General features: G+C 49.4%; 22 protein-coding genes. 9 read left to right on the top strand and 13 right to left on the bottom strand.

The window, feature by feature from the left end; genetic code table 11:
* Positions 1-120: 120 nt before the first annotated feature.
* The 6 genes from N186_RS00160 to N186_RS00185 all read right to left on the bottom strand — a co-directional run bounded on the left by N186_RS00160 (position 121) and on the right by N186_RS00185 (position 3,697).
* On the bottom strand, positions 121-384 hold the full coding sequence (locus N186_RS00160) for a DUF211 domain-containing protein (RefSeq protein ID WP_020961729.1): 264 nt from the start codon (positions 382-384) through the stop codon (positions 121-123).
* Positions 384-1,013: a VIT1/CCC1 transporter family protein gene (locus N186_RS00165; protein ID WP_148681915.1), complete on the bottom strand. Its 630-nt coding sequence runs from the start codon at positions 1,011-1,013 to the stop codon at positions 384-386. The genes N186_RS00160 and N186_RS00165 overlap by 1 nt, the downstream gene beginning before the upstream one ends.
* Before the next feature lie 113 nt (positions 1,014-1,126).
* Positions 1,127-1,378 carry an AbrB/MazE/SpoVT family DNA-binding domain-containing protein gene (locus N186_RS00170; RefSeq protein ID WP_020961731.1) on the bottom strand — a complete coding sequence of 84 codons (252 nt, stop codon included), beginning with the start codon at positions 1,376-1,378 and terminating at the stop codon, positions 1,127-1,129.
* 210 nt (positions 1,379-1,588) lie between these two features.
* Positions 1,589-2,494: a dihydrodipicolinate synthase family protein gene (locus N186_RS00175; protein ID WP_020961733.1), complete on the bottom strand. Its 906-nt coding sequence runs from the start codon at positions 2,492-2,494 to the stop codon at positions 1,589-1,591.
* A 41-nt stretch (positions 2,495-2,535) separates the two neighbouring features.
* Positions 2,536-3,171 carry a cyclase family protein gene (locus N186_RS00180; RefSeq protein WP_020961734.1) on the bottom strand — a complete coding sequence of 212 codons (636 nt, stop codon included), beginning with the start codon at positions 3,169-3,171 and terminating at the stop codon, positions 2,536-2,538.
* A gap of 88 nt (positions 3,172-3,259) precedes the next feature.
* The gene (locus N186_RS00185) at positions 3,260-3,697 is read right to left on the bottom strand and encodes a hypothetical protein (RefSeq protein WP_148681917.1); all 438 of its coding nucleotides are present in this window, start codon (positions 3,695-3,697) and stop codon (positions 3,260-3,262) included.
* A gap of 155 nt (positions 3,698-3,852) precedes the next feature.
* On the opposite strand from N186_RS00185, the gene N186_RS00190 reads away from it, so the two are divergent.
* Together N186_RS00190 and N186_RS00195 are read left to right on the top strand one after the other, a co-directional pair.
* Complete coding sequence (locus tag N186_RS00190) at positions 3,853-4,527, top strand: hypothetical protein (RefSeq protein WP_020961736.1); 675 nt, start codon at positions 3,853-3,855, stop codon at positions 4,525-4,527.
* Positions 4,528-4,595: 68 nt separating this feature from the next.
* A complete protein-coding gene (locus tag N186_RS00195) occupies positions 4,596-5,078 on the top strand; it encodes a magnesium-dependent phosphatase-1 (protein ID WP_020961737.1) in 483 nt (160 codons plus the stop codon).
* A gap of 41 nt (positions 5,079-5,119) precedes the next feature.
* Here the strand turns inward: N186_RS00195 and N186_RS00200 are convergent, their stop codons facing one another.
* Both N186_RS00200 and vapB read right to left on the bottom strand, forming a co-directional pair.
* Positions 5,120-5,533 carry a type II toxin-antitoxin system VapC family toxin gene (locus tag N186_RS00200; RefSeq protein WP_020961738.1) on the bottom strand — a complete coding sequence of 138 codons (414 nt, stop codon included), beginning with the start codon at positions 5,531-5,533 and terminating at the stop codon, positions 5,120-5,122.
* The gene (vapB, locus tag N186_RS00205) at positions 5,520-5,747 is read right to left on the bottom strand and encodes a type II toxin-antitoxin system VapB family antitoxin (RefSeq protein ID WP_020961739.1); all 228 of its coding nucleotides are present in this window, start codon (positions 5,745-5,747) and stop codon (positions 5,520-5,522) included. Before vapB ends, N186_RS00200 begins: the two co-directional genes overlap by 14 nt.
* A gap of 106 nt (positions 5,748-5,853) precedes the next feature.
* On the opposite strand from vapB, the gene N186_RS00210 reads away from it, so the two are divergent.
* The 3 genes from N186_RS00210 (at position 5,854) to N186_RS00220 (ending at position 7,488) form a co-directional block, all read left to right on the top strand.
* The gene (locus N186_RS00210; protein ID WP_020961740.1) at positions 5,854-6,972 is read left to right on the top strand and encodes an SPOUT family RNA methylase; all 1,119 of its coding nucleotides are present in this window, start codon (positions 5,854-5,856) and stop codon (positions 6,970-6,972) included.
* On the top strand, positions 6,962-7,162 hold the full coding sequence (locus N186_RS00215) for a hypothetical protein (RefSeq protein WP_020961741.1): 201 nt from the start codon (positions 6,962-6,964) through the stop codon (positions 7,160-7,162). The genes N186_RS00210 and N186_RS00215 overlap by 11 nt, the downstream gene beginning before the upstream one ends.
* A gap of 86 nt (positions 7,163-7,248) precedes the next feature.
* Entirely contained in the window at positions 7,249-7,488 is a 240-nt protein-coding gene (locus N186_RS00220; protein WP_020961742.1) for a hypothetical protein, read from the top strand.
* Here N186_RS00220 and N186_RS00225 read toward each other — a convergent pair.
* From N186_RS00225 to N186_RS00235, 3 genes are all read right to left on the bottom strand, one after another.
* Positions 7,478-9,577, bottom strand: a complete 2,100-nt coding sequence (locus tag N186_RS00225) for a glycoside hydrolase family 3 N-terminal domain-containing protein (protein ID WP_020961743.1) — start codon at positions 9,575-9,577, stop codon at positions 7,478-7,480. The two genes, N186_RS00220 and N186_RS00225, sit on opposite strands and share 11 nt — an antisense overlap.
* 110 nt (positions 9,578-9,687) lie before the next feature.
* On the bottom strand, positions 9,688-10,806 hold the full coding sequence (locus N186_RS00230; protein ID WP_020961744.1) for a hypothetical protein: 1,119 nt from the start codon (positions 10,804-10,806) through the stop codon (positions 9,688-9,690).
* An 82-nt stretch (positions 10,807-10,888) separates the two neighbouring features.
* Positions 10,889-11,806, bottom strand: a complete 918-nt coding sequence (locus N186_RS00235; protein WP_020961745.1) for a helix-turn-helix transcriptional regulator — start codon at positions 11,804-11,806, stop codon at positions 10,889-10,891.
* A gap of 82 nt (positions 11,807-11,888) precedes the next feature.
* Here N186_RS00235 and N186_RS00240 point away from each other — a divergent pair, with 82 nt between their 5' ends.
* From N186_RS00240 to N186_RS00255, 4 genes are all read left to right on the top strand, one after another.
* Complete coding sequence (locus tag N186_RS00240; RefSeq protein WP_148681919.1) at positions 11,889-15,203, top strand: hypothetical protein; 3,315 nt, start codon at positions 11,889-11,891, stop codon at positions 15,201-15,203.
* 543 nt (positions 15,204-15,746) lie between these two features.
* Positions 15,747-16,271: an NUDIX hydrolase gene (locus N186_RS00245; protein ID WP_020961747.1), complete on the top strand. Its 525-nt coding sequence runs from the start codon at positions 15,747-15,749 to the stop codon at positions 16,269-16,271.
* A 5-nt stretch (positions 16,272-16,276) separates the two neighbouring features.
* Positions 16,277-17,725 (top strand): MATE family efflux transporter, encoded by a 1,449-nt coding sequence (locus N186_RS00250; protein ID WP_148681920.1) that lies wholly within the window; start codon positions 16,277-16,279, stop codon positions 17,723-17,725.
* A 62-nt stretch (positions 17,726-17,787) separates the two neighbouring features.
* The gene (locus N186_RS00255; RefSeq protein ID WP_020961749.1) at positions 17,788-18,468 is read left to right on the top strand and encodes a hypothetical protein; all 681 of its coding nucleotides are present in this window, start codon (positions 17,788-17,790) and stop codon (positions 18,466-18,468) included.
* Between the two features lie 67 nt (positions 18,469-18,535).
* Here the strand turns inward: N186_RS00255 and N186_RS00260 are convergent, their stop codons facing one another.
* Both N186_RS00260 and N186_RS00265 read right to left on the bottom strand, forming a co-directional pair.
* The gene (locus tag N186_RS00260; protein ID WP_020961750.1) at positions 18,536-19,039 is read right to left on the bottom strand and encodes a PaREP1 family protein; all 504 of its coding nucleotides are present in this window, start codon (positions 19,037-19,039) and stop codon (positions 18,536-18,538) included.
* A 65-nt stretch (positions 19,040-19,104) separates the two neighbouring features.
* Complete coding sequence (locus N186_RS00265) at positions 19,105-19,809, bottom strand: SDR family NAD(P)-dependent oxidoreductase (RefSeq protein ID WP_020961751.1); 705 nt, start codon at positions 19,807-19,809, stop codon at positions 19,105-19,107.
* Positions 19,810-19,822: the final 13 nt, after the last annotated feature.

Raw genomic sequence — 19,822 nt, forward strand, 5'->3', positions numbered from 1 at the left:
AAGGGTTTGTGAGATGCACGCTGGGTGCAGGCTGGTGTTGCGGGGCTTTGAGGTCGTGGATCCCTACACGGTAACATTCAGGTGTGGAAAAGTAAAGCAGTAAAAACTATTTCTATCCTTCTATCCTTTTTTTACTGCTACTGAGTCAATGCTTCTAACTGAGCACCCTGTCTCTTCTAGGTGTCTGAGTACATCGTTGATGTCGAGATTTGTGCCTTCCACGGTTAGTTTTACTGTCTCGGTCTTTACGTCGACCTCTATGACGTCTACTGTTACTTGCTGGACGTTTTCTAGCTCGGCTAGAGATGTTGCGAGATGGTATACTGGGATCTCTCGGGGCTTCAATACGTCTAGCACGATTTTTATGTGTCTCACGGCTTCCATTATACTGCACCCAGCAGGTATGCTATTATAGCTGTTGCTGAGCCGGCTAAAACCATTATGATTCCATATACTATTGGCCTGCTACCAGCGTTTTTCCCTAGGTAGACGCCTAGCAGGAAAAGGGATAGCATGCTGAGGAATAGTGATAGCTCGAATGCCTGGGTGAATCCGATTATGCCAATGCTTGTCAAGAGGATCGGAAACAGGACTGCGAGGGCTCCAAGAATCGGTGCAACGGCGTTTACAAGTGCGTTCATTAGTGCTGTGGCCATCTTTGTCCTAGCGATGTGTGTGCCGTCAAGGTCTCTGAACAGGGCCTTTTCGAGCTCGTTTAGCTCCTTCTGTAGCTCTGAGTACTCGACTAGCATGGCGCTTGTGAGGCCCGAGATAGCCATACCTATGCTTATGATTAGGCCTGAGGCTAGGAGCACGCTGGGGTTGCGGCCACCAAGAAAGAAATAGTTCACGGTGAAGCCGAGTACTGTCAGTATGCCGTCGAAGAGGTTCAGTGCAAAGTACCTTCTAGCTATCTCCAAGTCTAGAGCCCTTGTTAGTCTCTGCAGGAACCCTCTAAATAATGAAGCTTTTATAAGTGACGAGTCTTCGCCTAGCTCTATTTCCATATCCATTAACTAGTATTTTTGAGTGACTTTTAAATCTTTATTAGAAACAGCGAACTCCTTGAGAAACACGTTCTGTAGAGGGGTATCTGCTTCCCAATTGTTTCCACACTGCTCGTGAACTAATCTAAGGAAGCTTGCCTTTTCCTTTCCTCCTCCAACTCCCTTATCATCTCAAATATAATCTCCTTTGCATCCTTATCTATGCCGAAAAGTTGTTCGAAGGGAATAATGGGTACGATCAAAATGCCCTTCTCTGTCTCTACAAACCTTACGCGAGAACCTTTCCTCAACTTATACTTTTTTCTAATCTCAGCTGGAATTGTTATCTTTCCTTTCTCGGTAATAGTGCCGGTAAAGTCTTTCGTGACCATACCTAATTGTTGACAGCGTAGCATTATACATAAAAGATTTTCTGACACATGTCACTTGCTATAATCAAGAGGGTCTTTGAAATCATTTTGCGTGTTACATTTTCAGGGATTGAGCGTTCAGAAATTTTTCTCTTCACAATATACTTGACGTATTCCTATAGCTTTCCTCTATATTTTGTCTAGGAGTGAGAAGGAAAAGAAAAAAATATTTTAGATAGTCAAGCCTAGCTCTCTCGCTAGCCTTGCCATTTTTTCTTCCGTTTCTCTTGGTTCTGGCGTAAGGGGCATCCTCGCATATGGCTTTACGGGTGCGTTTAGCACCTTTAGGAGTGTCTTGACGGCGGTTGGAAAGGATGTGGCATAGTCGTATACTTGTACCAGCTTAAGGAGCCTGTGCCACTCCCGTAATGCCCTATTTAAGTCTCCGCTCGTGTAGGCGTCGTAGACAGCCCTGTGTATCTGTGGAGCGACGTTTGCCAGGGCCATTATTCCCCCGTCTCCACCCATCATTAGGACTGGGAGCAAGAAGTCGTCTAGGCCAGTGAGTACGGCGAAATCTCTCCTATCGGCCTTTACGATCTGTACGAGTTGCCTAAAATATGTGAAGCTCTCTACTGTGGCTTTTACCCCTGCTAGGTTGCTGTACTCTTTGGCGAGCTCGTGGAGGAGGGCTACTGGTATGTTTATCCCGGTGGTTGCCGGAATGTTGTAGATGATTATGGGTAGATCTACCTTTTCGAGTATCGCGGAGAAATGCTTCTTTAGGCGCTCCCCCGAAATCTTGAAGAAGAAGGGAGGAGTCACGACTGCCCCTGTGACCCCCATGTCTCTGAATGTCTTGCCAAGGGCGATAGAGTCCTCCGTATAGTTGGCACTGATCCCTGGGATGACCCAGACCTTTCCTCCGACCTCTTCGAGAACAACCCTTGTGATCTCTAAAGCCTCTTCCCTGGATAGGTGAACGAATTCCCCAGTGGTGCTGTTTGGGAATATACCGTGGACGCCCCTCTCGGCCTGGAATCTCGCAAGCCACCTGACTGCTTCGAGGTCTATAGAATAGTCTTCCTTGAAGGGTGTTATGAACGGAGAAATTACGCCGTAAAATTTACTCTTCATAGGATTACCCTAGCAAATTCTACTACACTGATTTTTTTTGGCTACTCGAGGACTGCTAGCGCCCTTACGGGGCTTGCCGAGCCGTTTGAGATTCTAAGCGGGAATCCGTAGAACGTGAATTCTTTTCCAACGAGCTCTTTTAGGTTTGTCAGGTTCTCGAAGATCACTATGCCCCTTGGCAAGAGGTTCTTGTGGCCTGGGAAAGGCGGCTGGTCTATGCTGGGCGCATCAATCCCGACCGCGTTTATCTCGAGCTCGGCAAGGTACTTTGCTCCACTTTCATCGAGGCCCGGATGGTTGAACCAGTCAGGCGTGCCGGCCTTGGAATCATATCCCGTCATAATAAGGACAACCCAGCCCTTCCCGACGCCCTTGCCCTTTAGAGCCTTCTCGAGGAATTCTCTTGTAATGGGTGCTTTTGGCCCGAGCCCCGTAGCGTCAACAACGATGCCCTTACCCATGAACCTCTCCAGGGGAACCTTGTCGATTGTGGGTGCACCCTCTATGAAGTGTGCTGGCGAGTCGACATGTGTTCCTGTGTGCTCGACTAGCTGGAGGAGATTGCTGTAGTAGCCGTGCTCCTTTATAGTTGTCCAGGTGTGGACAATTGGCGTGGGATAGCCTGGGAAAACTGGGCTTCCAGTTTTAAGCTCCATTGTTAAATCAATTATCTTCATGGTTTTTCAATACGTAGACTCGTTTGGTGGTATTTAAAGTTTTGAAGAAAGAACTTTTCATACATTTAAAAAATGTTTAATTTATCTTTTAGGTCGGTGTGAATACATAGTACGCCTCTATGCCCTCTGCAGTGACAACCTTTACAGTTGTCCTTTCGCCGATTCTCAGCTTATCTATGGGAACCCATAGCCAGAGAAACTGTGTGTCCTGGGGGGAGAGAGACCATTCACCTGCAGGATAGCTATGATAAACGTTGCCAGATGGGTCAAGCAAATATACATAGTCGAGGTGTAGGGTTTGGCTTCCACAGTTCTTGACCCATATTCTATAGGCAACTCCACTAGTATCTCGATCAGCCACTTCAATTCCCTCAATTTTTAGACAAGAGCCTAACGCCTTGGGTGTGCCTGCTTGCTGTGTGACTTGTCCCTGGAAACTTGTGACCCAAAAATAAATAAGGACGGAAGCTGCTACAGAAATAATCACGAGCAAGAGCGCGGAGACAATAGGAGATACTGCATTCATTTCCATCTTATGAGTAATTTTTGCCTAAATTTATATAAAAGTATAACGGTTATTAACACAAGAATGCGGGGATTAGGTATAACCTTCTACGCATTTCATTAAAATTATTTTATCTAACAATAAATTTTTATAATTTTTGTTGAAAAATTATTGACGTGGCGAGAAAAACTTATCGATCCGTCGTTGTCAGGGTAAAAGGTTCAGACGCCTGTTTTGACTATCCGCCATATTACTCGTCCGTCATTATCGAGACGCCTAACGAGGAGTATCTACTCGTGGACGTGTTTGAGGGTGTTGTTACGCGGATAAGGAGCAAGGAGAAGCTTTTCTCCGCTCTTGCCGATTTCATCCGAGAGGAAGCGGACTCCATAGAAGACTTGAATCCATATGGAAAACTCTCTGCCGCGGAACATCTATGTTGCGAGGAACTCGGTCGCAAGCTCATGGAAGAATGCATAGCTAGGCGCTGTAAGGGGATGGACAAGGACAACCCTAGATATCTGGACTGTGAAGACGAGTGTTTTGAAGAAGTTGAGAATAACGAGGAGTATCAGGACTGCATTATGGGTGGGGGTGACCCGTCCTGTTGTGACGAGATACAGGACGAGGATCTTAGGGAAGAATGCAAATTAGCATGGGAGAGGGCTGAGGGCGTCCTAGAACGGCTGGGAGTAATGGAGTCGCTTGTAGAAGACCTTGAGAAGGGGCAAGTATCTTTCGAGATCATTGATGCAAGGAGGTATAAGGAGGGGGACTGCTACAGGTATAAGGTCTGTCCCTTCGAGTGTGCAGATGAACGTGGCGGCTGCGTTTTTCTTTCTATAGGATAGGCCACTCTCTATTTTTCTTCGTAGGTAGAATGGTAACACTTTTTAGACTTAAATTGTTTCATTTATTCATGCCCCTAAAACTGATAATTTTAGACCTGGATGGGACGCTCTGGTCCCACAAGGACATCTCTTCAACTCGTCCCCCCTTCATTAGGATAGATGATGAGACGCTCGTGGATTCAGCCAACAATTTTGTAAGGCTGGATCCCTGTGCTAGGAGGCTTCTAGAGTCAGCCAAGAAGAAGGGGGTTCTGCTTGCCATAGCTAGCTGGAACAATCCGGACATAGCGTTGCAGGCTCTTAGAGTTCTGGGGCTAGACGGTTTCTTTGACTTTCCAGTCGTGGAGCCTCACCCGGGAAAGGACAGGATGGTCGAGAAGATCCTCGCGAGGCTGGGGGTAGCAGAGGAGGACGCGGTTTTTGTTGACGACACAGAATACATGGTGGACCTAGTTAGGGCGAGGTTTCCACGGATGAGTGTCTACAGGGTTGGTGGAGACATACGCGACTTGTGCGAGCTCATAGATAGGCTGGGCTTGTCAGATGCGTGAGCTGGCCTCGTTCTATTCGTAGCTAGAGATTCGATAGGATTTTAGCTTATGAGGATGGTTTCTATGCCTAGATTAGTTGCTACTCTTGCCTGAGCAGCGTCGCTTGTCAATAGTTTGCCGTATTTTTCTGCCTGTGCTATGTACAAGGAGTCATAAACTGTCAGACCGTGTTGTAGGGCGATATGTAGGGCCCTCGGGAGATATATACGTTCCTCCTCGAGGACTATTACGCGGGTCTCCGCTAGTCTCCCTACAAGGCTGTAGAGCTCGTGGGCGAGGCTCGCCGGCATCATTTTCCTGAGGTAGGCATGTTTCCAGAGAGCATTAGCGACTTCTTTTAAAACGTGGTCTACAGAGTATAGCGGGGAAACGTGCCTAAGGGTCTCTGAGACTTTTTCCCAGCCCTCCTCATGCAAAACATACTTAACCAAGAGCGAGGCGTCAATTACTGTCACGGTCCTCCCTCACATAACTGGCAGCCGTGCCCCTGGGGACGGTGGGTAGCTGGTTTATGAGCTCCTCAAGCCTTGACAGAGTATTTTCCCTCTCTGCCTCGAGTATCTTGTTTTCGATGAATCTTCTTATCTCCTCGCTCCAGTTTATCTTGTCTCGGTACTTCTGCATTTTTTCCTTGAGCTCTCTGGGAACCCTTACCGATACAACGCTCATTGCCGTCGTGTAATAAATGTTTGTCTTACATTTAAGTATTACGAGCCTGTATGCAAGAGGGGGGCTAATAGTTAAATTGGTTTCCATCTTTTATAGAGGGGTAACCATGCAGGAGCCCGTGCGTGTCGACATAATAGTTACCTGTAAACTTGGGTTTGAACGCGTAGTTGCTTCACTCATAAAAGAGCTCTGCCCAGAATGTAGGGCCGTCCCTTCGCCAATGGGGTACATGGGCCTCGTCCTGGTAGAGGCACCCACACAAAACATAGAGGTGCTCGCGAACAATATAAGGGAAAAAGTTCCAGAGGCAGAAAAAGTCTTCAAAGTGGATGCCGAGTGCAACGCTAGGCTTCAAGAGCTGGGTGAATGCGTGAAGCCCCTGGCTAGCGGGATAAGTAGCGACGAGAGCTTCGCCGTCAGGACTGTTAGGCGCGGGAAGCACGACTACACAAGCCTAGATGTAAACGCGTACATCGGCTCTGTCATAAAGGAGGCTACAGGTGCACGTGTAGACCTCGAGAACCCCGACAAGGTTGTCCTCATACAGATCCTGCAGGACAAGGCCTATGTCTCCATTGTGCCTGGCTCCGAGTTCTACAGGAAGATGGCCCCCACAAAGTTCCCGATGTACAAGCTATATAGGCGAATGGTCGTGACCCACGAGCCCTACCTTGGCCCGCCGGACGCCTCGTATGTGATGGGCACGAGGATTGGCAGGGAGATACAGTGCTTCGAGGTTGGAAAACTCGTTGTCGCACCAGTTGGGGCAGTCGAGGCAGAGGCTCTACAGCGTTTCCTCAGGGGGGTCATCGATGGCCAGAAGTCTAGGCTCGGCATCCAGAAAAAGAGCTATGGAAGGGAGGTCCACCGGACAGAGATACTTGTACAGGACATGTACCAGTTCGTGAGGTCTTGGCACGGGAAGCCCCTAATAATCTTTGAGCCGGAGGGAGAGCCTGTCTCTAGGGTCGGCGGTGAGCTGGCCGACTTTATCATCGAGAAGGTCTTCAGGGAGAAAAAAGAGCTCGGCGTGATGGTTGGCGCAAGGGAGGGAATCCCATCTGGGCTTTTTAGGTATGCCGACTTCGTTCTAGACGTGGCCCCCGGAGTAGTCATCTCGACCGACCTCGCCCTGACATCTGGACTCATAGCTATCGGCACGGCTGTCCACGACAAGCTCTTGGGGCTAGACCTCTCGGACGGGGTGGAAAAACTTGCCGAGTAGGATTGGTAAAAGGGACCCAGAAGGCTACTATGTCGTCGTTGCTAGGCGAGGCATAGAGCCTTTCCTCGAGGGCATCGGAGACATAAGGATAGAAACGCTGGGAGACAAGGTAGTCATTAGGACAAGATCCCGAAACACAGCCCTCAGAATCCTAGAGATAGCCGAGAAGAAGGGGCTATCCTACACCTGAGACATAGACAACACGTGCAACTCTCCTTAACATGCTTATGTGCGGGACCAGTAGCCACCGATCCTCTACCAGCCCACTCCAGAACCATGGTGACAATAGCGTGCACAGAGGGAGTCCCGAGGAACCCGCTTGAGAGGCTTGACCTGCTGGACGAGTGCCTATGGGTTGCTCCCCGGGTAGAGCCGTTGGTGGTTTCCTTGGAGGAGTTTTTCAAGTTTTGGAAGAGGAACCCAGCGATAATTGACGCGATGCAAAGCGGTGTCGTCCTTCTCGACAATATTGGCTTAAAAGATTATTTATCGAAGATGAGGAGAGCTAGTTTCTAAAGGTTTTTTCCTCGTGAATCTTGAACTCGCCTTCTAGGTGTATTCTCCGCGAAGAAGAGCCGACCATGATCTTGTAGGTTCCCTTTTCGAGGACCCATTCTTTGCCGTTGAAGCTTGCCATGTCCTTATAGCCAATAGTGAGGACTATGTCTTCGTGTTCTCCGGGCTGGAGGAGCCTTGTCTTCTTGAAGGCTTTTAGCTCTTTTTGTGGCTTGTCGATTTTTCCCTTTGGAGGCTTCACGTAGACTTGTGCGACTTCTTTTCCTGGCATTTTCCCGGTGTTTGTGACCCTGAACTTGACTTTTACCTGTTCGCTGTCCTGCTCGATGGATAGGTCGCTGTAGGAGAAGGTTGTATAGCTGAGGCCGTAGCCGAACTCGTAGGCGGGCTCTTTGCCGAATGTGTCATAGTACCTGTACCCAACGTATATGTCCTCCTCGTATGTCACGCTCTTTGGACTGCCGGCTGGCTCGCCGCCGAACGTCCATGAGGGGACGTCTCCCAGTGTCTTGGGGAAGGTTGTTGGGAGTTTGCCAGAAGGATTGACAAGGCCGAGGAGGGTGTCTATTATGGCTCTGCCTGCTTCTTGTCCTGGTTGCCATGCCAGGAGGATTGCGTCTACTTTTTCCCGCCAGGAAGCCACATCGATTGGTGTGCCGATGTTTAGTATGGCTACGACTGGTTTCCCGATTTTTCTGTATGCTTCCGAGACTGTGTCTATGAGCCATTTCTCGTCGTCCCTTAGGTAGAAGTCTTCTGGTGCAAGGTCCCATCCTTCACCTGAAACCCTTGTAACGACTATTACTGCCAAGTCGTTCCTCTGGGCAGTCGCGTAGATGTCTGCCTCGCCTACGACGTCCTCGGATATGCTTGGCTTGTCGGGCTCGTCCCTGTAGAAGATTTCGAGCTCCTCCTTGTATGTGGAAACTGCCTCTGCATACTTCTTGGCCAGTTCTTCGTCTATGGCTAGAGACCTCTCCCGTGCGGCATCTAGGATCGTCGAAACGTATGGTGGATGTGTGTGCCCGCTCCCCATTCCGCCCTTGACTGTCAGGATCTGGCCGACGCCGAAGAATGCTATTTTCTTGCCTCTGTCTATGGGTAGGGCGCCCTCATTCTTGAGGAGAACCATGCCCTCGACTGCGGCCTCGTATGCTATCTTTGCATGTGCCTCTAGGTCAGGCTTCCCGGGAGTAGACTTGTAGCCGGCAGAGCCGAGGAGCTTCGAGAGGACCCTTGTGACGGCTCTGTCTATGGTTTCTATTGGTATTTTGCCTTCCCTCACTGCTTTCAATACTTGTTCGAGTTTGTCTTGTCCCCCTGGCATGATGACGTCGTTGCCCGCATTTATCTGTCTCACAACGTCTTCCCCGGCGCCCCAGTCCGTCATTACGAAGCCGTCGAAGCCCCACTCTTCCCGTAAGACCGTGGTCAAAAGCCACTCGTTCTCTGAGCAGTGAACGCCGTTAAGCTTGTTGTATGCGCTCATGACTGACCAGGGCTTAGCTTCCTTGACAGCTATCTCGAAGGGCTTGAGGTATATTTCACGCAGAGCCCTCTCAGATACAAAGGTGTCGAGGCCCCATCTCCCTGTCTCCTGCTCGTTGCCGACAAAGTGCTTTATACAGGCGCCTATACCTGCAGACTGGACTCCCCTTACGTATGCGGAAGCAATTTTTCCAGATAGCAACGGGTCCTCCGAGAAATACTCGAAGTTCCTGCCGCCCAGTGGATGCCTGTGAATATTCAACGCTGGAGCGAGCAAGACATCTACGCCGCAACTCCTAGCCTCTTCGCCCATAGCCTTTCCAACCTGTTCGACGAGCTCCGGGTTCCATGTCGAGGCAAGCATCACTTCTACGGGGAAAGCTGTAGCTCTGCAAGCCGGGTTTTCGATCCTTACTCCTGCGGGTCCATCTGCAAGGACGAAGCCTGGAATGTTGAGCCTCTCTATTGGATGGGTTTGTCCAGCTGCTCCTGGGACCCTTGCGAGTTGCGAGCTCGTTGTATCACCTATCCCCACGAGAATTTTGACCTTTTCTTCGATGCTCAGCTTTGACAATAATTCTTCAATTATTTGTTGACTCATTAATGAACATACGGAAATGGATGGCTAAAAACCTATCTAGAATTAAAATCATGTGGGAAAAAGGAGAGAGGAAAAATAAAAAAAAGAGAAAAAATTATTTACAGGGTTCTTTAGGGTCCTCTGCCTCCACCACGCATCTGGCGAGCCCTTTCACCGATGTCCTGGGTCTGCCTTGCTAACTCTCCTGGATTGTTCTTAGCCATCTCTGGGGCCTTTTCTGCAAGGTTTATGGCTTCCTGGACGAGTTCTCTAAGCTGGAGTGCCAGCTGTTTATGTGTTCCTTTAGCCCTTTCCTGTATTCTTGCCAAGAGCTGTTCTAGTAGCTGGAGCCTGTTTCTCTGCCTTTCTAGTCCGGGAACGTTCCTTGTAACGTTTAGGAGCGTGTCTGCTGTCTTGTTTAGCAGGTATTCTTCAAACTTTCTTGCCCTCAAGGCCCTCATAACCTCGCCTACACTCGTCTCATTGACGTCTAGACCATGTCTTCTCATTTCCGCTATGGTCCTCATCGCACCTGCCCTGGCTAGCTCAGAGGTAGCTTGTCCAATGAGCTTCCTCGCCTCTGCAAGGCGGTGAGCAGACTCGTTTAAGAGACAGTTGGATGCAAGGCTCTGGGCCTCTAGTAGCAACTGTCTAGCCTGGTTTAAGAGACGTGTAGCATTAGAGGTGTCGTACCCGCTACTCGCGGCCCTAGATGCAATGCTCTCTAGCTCATTGACGCGCTGAAGGGAGACATTAATGGCGACATATTGCGGGTAAAAGTCTGGAGACCACTTGCATGTCTCGTTTCTAACCCTATTCCTGTAGAGGTTTGCCGTCAGATTTGCCTGCTGTGGAGCCAATACTGCCCTGCATGAGGCAAAGGATGTTCCAAGCGTGTCTCTGAGTTTTTCCTGCAGGTCTAGTGCTTGACCATAGGTTCTTAGTGCTAGTACTGCGTATTGCATTGCCTGTGTAGCGTTGCCGAGGTTCAGGTACTGCTTTGCCTTGGCGAGGTAATTGTCGCCCGTTGCTGTAAGATTCACTATTTGTGTGAAAAGCTGACTGTTCTGGGAGAGATTTTGGAGCACCTGGTTGCGGCAGTATACGAGTTGCTGTAGTCTCTCTGCTGATGCTATAAGGCTTTCCGCTGGCGTTGTCACTTGTGGTGCACTGTATATGTATGCCATGGTAGCCAATAGGACTATGGCTATTATTCCCAACGTTATTTTCTTGGAGTCAACCATGTCCATCAATTGACTTGTTTTTGTGGATAAACTTAAGGAATGCTGTGGAAATTAGCCTGAAAATTTAGAAATATTCTTTTCACTTTCTTCATTCCAGTAATTCTACGTAGTTTCTCCCCGCCTTTTTCTCTATCTTTACGTACCCAAGCTCTGCGAGCTTCTTGACCCTCCTCCAGAGAGTAGTGGGAGGCAAATTAACAGCCTTCTGTAGCTCTCCCTGGAACATGGCCCCTCCTGCTTTCCTCAAGGCATCGAGAATTGCCAAGTCTTCTTCGCCTAGCTCTACGAGCTCACTTTTCCTTTTACCCCTCAAAGCCAGGAAAACAGCAAGTGCGACAAATATAGCGGCGAGGACAACGAGGTAGGGCAAGAGTAGCCATAGTACTTCAAATAGTCCCTTAGAGGTCCCAGTCTCTTGTTTTGTGGGCGAGGCAGGAGGCTGTGTCCCTTGGGGAGGGAGAGAAGTTGCAGGCTGGTATAGTATGACGTATTTTAGCTGTAGGCTTCCTGCGGGATATTCTATTGCCAAGTTTCTTCCTATGGAGTAGATCTTCGTGGGGAGGGGGTTCATGTCGACTGGTGTCGCGTTTACTGGCAAAACGACTTTGAGCGGGTAGGGAGAATTCACGCTTATTATCCAGAAGATTCCAGATTTGCTTGTCAAGTCTTGTGTATAGTAGGAGACGTATACTTGGCTCGAGTTAAGTGTAGCCACTGTCAAGTATCTGCCTGTTTGGTCAGTGTCGAAGGCGAGTGGGAGGCCCTTTTCGTCTACAACTGTTACACCTAGGGTAGGGTCAGGCGTCCCGAGCAACTGAATTGTCACGGAGAGGTTTCCTTCAGTTGGAACTAAATATTCGACTTTTGCTATTCCAGCCTCGCTCAGGGTTATTGTGACTTGTGGCTGGGCAAGAGAGCTACGAGACAGGGAAATGAATGTTAGAATTAGGAAAATGATTATAAGGATGTGTACATGCCTAGGTGTATCGCGAAGCTTGCCAAGCATGTTTGTATTTCAGTTAACTTATCCTAATAAAGATTTTTTTCCTTTAACACATAAGTATAAATATTGTCTAATATGATGTTTCGTGGCTATGCGGGGAAAGCTTTCATTATTAATCATTGTTCTGGCTTTAAACTTAGTTGCCGTTACCCTTCTCGCACAGCCAACCTATAGCTCTACACACTTCGATGTATACGACAAGGCAGGCGCTGGACTAGCGTATGCACAGAGCATTGCAAATGCTCTTGAATCGGGATACTCTTCACTTATTGGTGCGGGGGCTAGCCTGGCCCCGCCGTGTAGTGGAACAAAATACAATGTAACGATAGTGAATCTTAGCGGCGAAGGAGGAGAAGTTAGGTCAAGCTTTCTCTATGATCCATCGACGGGAAGGATTACCAAGGCCTGCATATCCTACATACTGATGGCTACTGGTCTAAGCGGCTCAACGTTGAACCATATTGCTTACCACGAGATGGTGCACCTTGCCCAGGCTTCATACTACCAGTACATATCAGTTGTAAGTAGCTACCCCTGGTATGTCGAGGCAAACGCAGAAGGCGTCTCAAGCGCGCTCTCTGGGGTTTGCGGATGGGAGCCGTGGTACTTCTCCTATTCCCTCTACACAACTAATCCGTACAGCTACAGCGATGGAAACACGCAGTCCTACGCGTATGGGGCACTCTACTACTGGCTTATCAAAAGTGGAGCCGCATCAGTGCCAGGCACGCTTTCGGGAAGCTTCTCGGGGAGCACCACGAACTCTGACTGGGTCAATTCAAACTATGTATCCTTCTTGCTGGCCATAACCAAGGGAATAGGCATATGTGGAAAAACCTACTATCCAAGCTACCAGACCGCGACCCTTACGGGCAACTCTTGGACAACGAGCCTGTCCCTCGATGGGCTGAGCGCCGCATACTACAAGATAACGCTACCAGCCCCAGGAACAGTTGCCATTACGGCTACTGGAAACGTGAAGAGCAATCTACAGTTGAGCCAGCCCTTCTATGTTTCCAACAGTTCCCTCATATTGGCAATAGTAAACCCGTCTACCTCTAGCATCACCTCTCAGGTCACGGTAACCTATTCGCCTCCACTCATAGCTCGGGTCGTCAGTGGAGTATATAAGCCGCTTTCCGGCACCCTCACGCTCCAACTCTCGATAACATACGCGAACCAGCCAGTCACCGGGACAGTCACGGTTAACGGCCAAAGCGTCCAGGCAAGCAACGGCCAGGCCACTGTCACATTTAGCAATGTAACCTGGGGAAGCTTCCACATAGACGTGTCCTATTGGTCAGACACCTACAGCTTTGACCTTGCATTGAACAAGCCCACCCTCTCATGGGTAACACAGACACCCCTTTACTTGACTGGCAACGGCTACGGGTTCATTGTCCTCTCGATAAATAACCCCAGCCAGGTATCCATAGAGACAAATGTCGCCGCCGTTTCGCCCATGAACGGCTCAACGCCTGTCCTAGCGTTCCAAAACCCCAACATGACTGTAACTTTTCCGCCGGGCCAAAGCACGCTTCAATTCAGCTTCAATGTGAACGGATTTGTCTCGCAGGGAGACGGGTACATCTATCTATACACGGGCCCAAACGACAAGCTTTCAACAAGCTTCCAGGTTAAGCCAGCTTCGATAAGCATCCTCTCGGCGAGCTATGACACATCCATTGACAAAACAAACATACAGGTAGCCGTCCAGCCCGCCGGGATAACACAAAGCATAGACATCAAGGGCACTTCTGGAAGCCTCCAGGTCAAGCTCTCGACCTATACTGTTGGAACATTGGCCTTCAGTATTCCATCCCCAAATGTGGTGCTACAGGCTTCACCCCAAATCGTGGCGCCCCTGTGGTTCACTGCAAGCCTACAAGCAACACTAACGGTCAGCGGGCAATGCCCAAGCTTCCCTGTAGACTACAGGATACAGCTAAAGGTAAACGGGACAGAGGTGGGCGGCAAGGTGTTTAAGTGCGGCGAGACGGCTTCGCTAAGCAACACCCTAAACCTTACCAGGACCACGGCAGACACATATACACTCGTAGCAAACAATAACCCTGCCTGGGCCACAAAGGTCAGGATCTGGCTACCCAAGATACAGGTCTCACTAAAGAAGTGGACAGTGACCGACAATGGGAGCAACGTCGTCTTGCAGGTAAGCGTAAGTGGGTCACACAGGTACCTCGTGTTGGGGCGAATAGTCTCGAACGAGAGCTTTGAAATCTCCTATGACCTTCCGGCCGGAAACAAGACACTAGTGCTGGACACAGGCTTCGAGAAGAGGGAAATCGGGATGCCTCCCGTGATACTTAAAGTCTATGCTCCAGAAATTGTCCTGCGCCCCTACCTAGTGAACTATTCACTGAGCATAAATACAAACGCCACTGTAAAGGCAAGGGTAAAGATACTGCTAAACGGCACCACGATAGGTGAAGCCCTCTTCGACGCCGAGAAAAACATCTCTACCGTAAAGCTGAGCACTGTGCCAAAGGCTCCGGGAGCATACGTCCTCCGTGGGGAAGCATGGTTCGCCAGAAACGAGACAATTTTCCTCTATGTAAGCATAAACGGAGTCAAAGTCTCTGCGGACAGGTTTAGGCTCCTCGGAACCAATACCACGATTACGGCCTACCTCTTTATCTATCCTAGGATACCGGCAAGCATAAACCTGACACTTGCTGGGTGCGGCCTGTCCACATTCAAAAAGGTGCCGGCAAACAGCACAATCAGCTTGGGCTTCGCAGAGCCCTGCACGCTAACAGTCAAGGCACAAGTCCTCAACTACACAGACCAGGCAACTGTCTACTGGGACGTCCTCAACCTCTACTTAGCAGGGCAACTAGGCTACATGGGGGCCGAGCCAGTAATAGGCAACGGGACAGTCAGGGGGGAGGCCAAGTTCTCCAACGGCACACTTGTCCCGGGAAAAGTCACCGTAAATGGTGAAAGCGAGGTCTATGTCCCCGACACGGGTGAGAAGATTTTCCAGCTAAGGGTCGAGTACATGGGCGTAAGCAACGAGACAACTGTAAAGGCTTTCCTCGTGCCCGCCAACCTCTATCTCGAAGCCCTAAACATATCGAGGAAGCTATCATCCTCAGAGAACCTCGCCAAGGAAATAAGCATCGCGACAGTCACGGGCAGGTGGGACAAGGTTGCACGCGCGGTAAGCCTCTACAGGGAGCTGGAAAAGGGTAGCAACCTCGACCCACTAAACGTCCTCGCGGCGAAGCTCTACGAGAAGTGGTCAGCCCAGGGAGACGACTCGTTGATCGGCTACGTAGAGTTCTTGAACAGGAACAAGATACCAATATATGCCGGAATCCTCTCGGCCGTCTCCGGGATTGCCTACCTCGTGGTGCGCAGGCGGAAAGCAAAGACCTAGACTTAAATACCTAGGCCCGCCGCATAAAAAACGATGATGAATGCACGTCAAACAGAAAAATGAAGAAATTGGTCTTTGCTGATAAGGCAAGCAACTTCTTGACAACAAACGGCCCGCCAATCAAGACGTAGATTCATTAAAAGCCTACATTTTGCTTTGAACTTGCCCAAGTCCCAATCGTGAAAGCCATGGGACGAAACCTCAACAAAAACACATCATCCTCATTCTCGGTATCCCTGCCCCAGAGGCCAGAACAATCATTAGTCTTCACAAGACTACCCTCTTCAACAATAGCTATAATCTTGTCTATTCTTCCCAGTGTATGAACTAAAAGTTATTTATGAAAGATGCAACTAAGAAAGAATTGAAGGTGTAAAAGAGAGAATGTGTTAAATGACTTGTTGTTTCAGGGGGAAGTTAGAACTAGGACTGAGAATGAGTTTGGACTGTGTTTTATTTTTGAGCTCTAGATGCTTGCCATTGTATGGAAAAGTATAAGTCTTTAGGGGTTTCTTTAGGCTGGTGTCCTGAGGGGTGGTGTTGGTGTCTGGAGATCCGAAGATCTTGCGGGACGTTTTGCTTGCTTCTGGGAGGCGTGTCAAGCTCTATCGTAGAATAGTTGAGGCCGATGGGAAAACGTTTGAGAAAGACCTCGTTGTATTTGGGTCTAGTGTGGTGATTGTCCCGGTGCTTGGTGATGGGAGAATTGTGTTTGTCAGGCAGTGGCGCGCCTCTATTGCTGGTTGGGTTCTCGAGTTGCCTGCTGGGAGGGTGGAGCCCGGAGAAGACCTGTTGGAGGCTGCTGGTAGGGAGCTGGTTGAGGAGACTGGGTTTAGGGCTGGGTCGCTTAGGGTTCTGGGGAGCTTCTATGTGGCGCCCGGCTATAGTGACGAGGTTATAAGTGTGGTTAGGGCTGACGGTCTGGTGGAGGGCCAGTCGCGTCCCGAAGAGGGGGAAGTGCTTAGGACTGTGTTTATGAGGCCTGAGGAGTATCTTGGATTGCTGGGTAAGGAGACTCTCGACCTCAAGAGCATCGCGGGTGTTCTCCTGTACATGTCGACTGGGTGAAGGGCTTGGGGCTGAAGACTTCTGGTCTCCTCTTTTATGCAGAGAGGATATACAGCACTGTTGTCGGCTTCCTCTTTATATTGCTGGTCACGAGGAATCTCTCACCCGAAGAGTTCGGCGCCTGGAGTGTCTTGTCTTCTATCCTTACATATGCTTGTCTAGCTACTTTTACGAATTACTGGGTTACGAGGCTCAGGGCTAGGGGGGTAGTGGAGGCTACTACTAGCGGCTTAGTGCTTTCCCTCATTTTTACGCTTGTGGGTGCGGGCGCTCTCCTAGTGCTGATGGATAGGATAGCTATTGAGTTCAGCGTCCCCGCGTCTTCACTCTTCATTATTCTTTTCTATGTGCCAGTCATTTATCTGAACTCGACTATTTATGCGAGCCTCTACGCCGTCAACCCTTCAAGGGCCGCCATATCGGAGTTTCTCTTCGAGACGGGTAAAATCGTCGTTGCAGGTGCCTTTTGGCTGGCTGGGAGGATAACTCTGAACACGGCTCTGCTGGCAGTTCTTGGCGGCCACATTTCCCAGTTTGTGTATCTATTCGTATCTATGAGGAGAGACTTCTCTGTGAGGCCGAGGAAAGAAGTTGTGGGGAAGATTTTGTCCTTCTCGGTATTTAACGTTTTGACCCAGCCCGCTTCTCTTATTGCGAGCCTCGACGTGCCGCTCATCTCATATGTCATAGGAAACCTTGCAGTGGCATACTATACAGTCGTAAACACTTTCTCGAACCTCGTCGCTTATTCCTATGTCCTCGCGAGGGGGCTTCTTCCCACGATGTTGCAGACAGACGAGAAACATGTCCATTTGAGGAGTATAGAGGAGTCGCTGAGGCTTGTCCTTCTATTAGGTGTCCCTTCACTTGTAGGCGTACTGTTCCTCGCCCCGAACCTCCTGTACCTGTTTAGGCCTGAGTATGCCGTTGCCGGTGACGTTCTCAGGCTCGCATCTTTCTCGGCCCTGATTGGAAGCATTAGTGGTGCCCTAGGCGACGCGTTGCAGGGGATAGAGAGGGCTGACATAGAGGGTAAACCACTGAGAGAAGTAGCTCGATCGCGGATATTCAAGGTGTTCATGCTTGGTTACCTAAGGCTAGCGGTCGGGTTCCCAATTCTCATCGGGGTAGTTACAGCGATAAGGGACCCGCTGAGGGCAGCCTTATTTGCAAGGGGCGCCTGGCTAATGGGAGACATCGCGGTACTTATTGTGCTGGCCATATGGACCCGCAAACTTGTAGACTATAGAAAGATGGGGGCAATCGTTCTCAAGTATCTCGTGGGATCGCTTCCAGCGGCGACCGTTGCGTGGCTCATAAATCCTCTCAAGATAAGAGAGGCGCTACTTGCCGTGACCCTTGCGGGGGCCATATACTTTGCTATCGTATACTTGTTGGACTCCTGGTTTAGGAGGCACTTTGCCATGCTATTATCACGCCTGAAGAAAGGTTGACGTAGTCTCTCTATTCTCGTGAAGCCGCTGGATATATTATCGACTCCCCTTCTTTTTTACATATGGCTAGCTCTAGGGAAACTGTCCTCATCGTTGCCGTGCTTGCTCTAGCTATAGCTAACCTTGTCCTAGTCTACACGTTGCTGGGATACGTTAAACCCGAGAAAAAGATTGCCCCTACACCTTCTCCCGCTACAAGCACAGAGAATACCACACAGACCACTAGCCCCGAGAGAAATGCTACCTCCAAAGTCAACAATACATCTGCCGGTAGCCAGCTAAACGTTACAAGAAACGAGGGAACCAACAAGACCACCAGCATTCCTCCAGTAAATCGGACGAAGCAGTACACGTACAGCCCGTACAACTACTTCCTCAAGCTAGAAGTTGTAAGCGGGCCCGACTCCAATGTAACGGCTAAGCCATCACTGCCAGCCAATCTTGTCGTTTCAACCAGCTACATAGACAGAAACAACTATTCCAGCATCTGTGAGGTGACGATGAAGACAAGTATGGAGATGGGCACCGCATACATAAACGTGACAATGCCGCTTCCAGGCGACAAGTGCTACACCGTGAAACCCGTACCAATAAACATGACCGAGACATCTGCCTACTACAGGCTTGAACTCGTTCCAAGCCTCAATGGGACGTGTGGCTACTGTGCCAAATACACACTGAAAATATACTATTTGCCTCCGGGACACTACCTAGTCACAATAGGACCACTCTTAAGAGGTTGACCCAATTACCTCAGGGCTAAAAGGAGATGCACGAAATTATTAAGTGAAGCCGGATTCCAATTGGTGGTCACGGCTTTTTGTTCTTGCTGAGTATTTCTTTCACATAGTTCAGCAACCACTTTGCATGGTCGAGGTTGCCTCTTATGTCTTCTGTGCTATACTTCGCCTCGTGGAAGCCCCATACGTGTATATCGTATGCAATTGCCCAGACGTATTCAAGCCTAGGCTCGTCTAAAAGTCTTGAAAGCCTGCGGGCGGCTTTGCCGAGGAGCTGTGTCCACCATCTTCCCTCTTTTGTGGCTGTTTGGTACTCTGGCGTGTCAAAGAGTTGGGCTAGCGTCTTGATGGATTCCTCTACGGCCTTATACAGCTTTTCGGAGGCTTGTATTGGGTCGTTTTTGGAGATATATTCTTCGGCTTCCCGGAGATAATTTTCAGCCATTTCGAGTCTGGCTTCTAGTGCAACTTCTGGGTCTGTCTTCAGCGTGGAAAATATGAGGTCTGTTATGTTTAGCCCTCTTTTCTCTATTTCGCGGAGTATTTTTTCGGGTATGTAGACTGTTTTTTGCATTTTGCCGTGAAGAATAGTTACGAATAAGATTTATGTCTTTCCTATCTTATCAGGGCAGTCTTCTGTTAGAATACTTCTGGGAGTTGTGGCCCAAAGATCTTTAGTATGGCCAGGTATCCTGGGACAAAGACCTCCTTTTTCTTTTTCTCTATTGCCCTTATTATTGCGTCTGCAACTTTCTCAGGCGGCTCTCCCCTGGTCGCCTCTGGGAGGCCAGCTCTCGGGTGGAAGTTCGTGTTTATTAGTCCGGGGTAGACTTGTACGAGGTTTATCCCTTTCTGTCGGAGCTCGTTTCTTAGGGCTTTCGAGGCGTAGTGCAGGGCTATCTTTGTGGCTCCGTAGAGGGGAAGCTGTCTCATCAATACGAATATGCCCGCCGTGACAACATTTACAACTGTAGAGCCCTGCGGCATGTAGGGGAGAAGGCTGTTGATTAGGAGAAGCGGGGCTACAAAGTTGACATTGACCATGCTTGTTATTTCTTGCTGTGCCATTTCTGTTATCTTCTTCTTCTGGCCGTAGCCTGCATTGTTGACTAGCAGGTCTAGAGGAGAAAAGCTACTTGCAACTTTGTTTTTAATCTTCTCGATGTTCTCCGGGTTCGAAAGGTCAGCGACCATATAAGTAAAGCCCGTATATTTTGACGCTAGTTCCTTGAGCTGCTCCTCGTTTCTGCCTATGCCTAGAACCGTGTAGCCTTTGTCGAGTAGCCTTACCGCGAGTGCTCGGCCTATGCCTGAAGATGCTCCCGTCACGAGTGCGTTCGGCATGTTTTGCACCATA

Origin of the sequence: Thermofilum adornatum (genome assembly GCF_000446015.1) — an archaeon.
Lineage (GTDB): Archaea > Thermoproteota > Thermoprotei > Thermofilales > Thermofilaceae > Thermofilum > Thermofilum adornatum.

Excerpts from the sequence above, each read along its gene's own strand:
- N186_RS00170 (WP_020961731.1), bottom strand. The coding sequence starts at position 1,378 with ATGGTCACGAAAGACTTTACCGGCACTATTACCGAGAAAGGAAAGATA.
- N186_RS00255 (WP_020961749.1), top strand. The coding sequence starts at position 17,788 with ATGGCTAGCTCTAGGGAAACTGTCCTCATCGTTGCCGTGCTTGCTCTA.
- vapB (WP_020961739.1), bottom strand. The coding sequence starts at position 5,747 with ATGAGCGTTGTATCGGTAAGGGTTCCCAGAGAGCTCAAGGAAAAAATG.
- N186_RS00210 (WP_020961740.1), top strand. The coding sequence starts at position 5,854 with ATGCAGGAGCCCGTGCGTGTCGACATAATAGTTACCTGTAAACTTGGG.
- N186_RS00195 (WP_020961737.1), top strand. The coding sequence starts at position 4,596 with ATGCCCCTAAAACTGATAATTTTAGACCTGGATGGGACGCTCTGGTCC.
- N186_RS00225 (WP_020961743.1), bottom strand. The coding sequence starts at position 9,577 with ATGAGTCAACAAATAATTGAAGAATTATTGTCAAAGCTGAGCATCGAA.
- N186_RS00180 (WP_020961734.1), bottom strand. The coding sequence starts at position 3,171 with ATGAAGATAATTGATTTAACAATGGAGCTTAAAACTGGAAGCCCAGTT.
- N186_RS00165 (WP_148681915.1), bottom strand. The coding sequence starts at position 1,013 with ATGGATATGGAAATAGAGCTAGGCGAAGACTCGTCACTTATAAAAGCT.
- N186_RS00160 (WP_020961729.1), bottom strand. The coding sequence starts at position 384 with ATGGAAGCCGTGAGACACATAAAAATCGTGCTAGACGTATTGAAGCCC.
- N186_RS00220 (WP_020961742.1), top strand. The coding sequence starts at position 7,249 with ATGGTGACAATAGCGTGCACAGAGGGAGTCCCGAGGAACCCGCTTGAG.
- N186_RS00185 (WP_148681917.1), bottom strand. The coding sequence starts at position 3,697 with ATGAATGCAGTATCTCCTATTGTCTCCGCGCTCTTGCTCGTGATTATT.
- N186_RS00235 (WP_020961745.1), bottom strand. The coding sequence starts at position 11,806 with ATGCTTGGCAAGCTTCGCGATACACCTAGGCATGTACACATCCTTATA.
- N186_RS00265 (WP_020961751.1), bottom strand. The coding sequence starts at position 19,809 with ATGCCGAACGCACTCGTGACGGGAGCATCTTCAGGCATAGGCCGAGCA.
- N186_RS00230 (WP_020961744.1), bottom strand. The coding sequence starts at position 10,806 with ATGGACATGGTTGACTCCAAGAAAATAACGTTGGGAATAATAGCCATA.
- N186_RS00175 (WP_020961733.1), bottom strand. The coding sequence starts at position 2,494 with ATGAAGAGTAAATTTTACGGCGTAATTTCTCCGTTCATAACACCCTTC.
- N186_RS00260 (WP_020961750.1), bottom strand. The coding sequence starts at position 19,039 with ATGCAAAAAACAGTCTACATACCCGAAAAAATACTCCGCGAAATAGAG.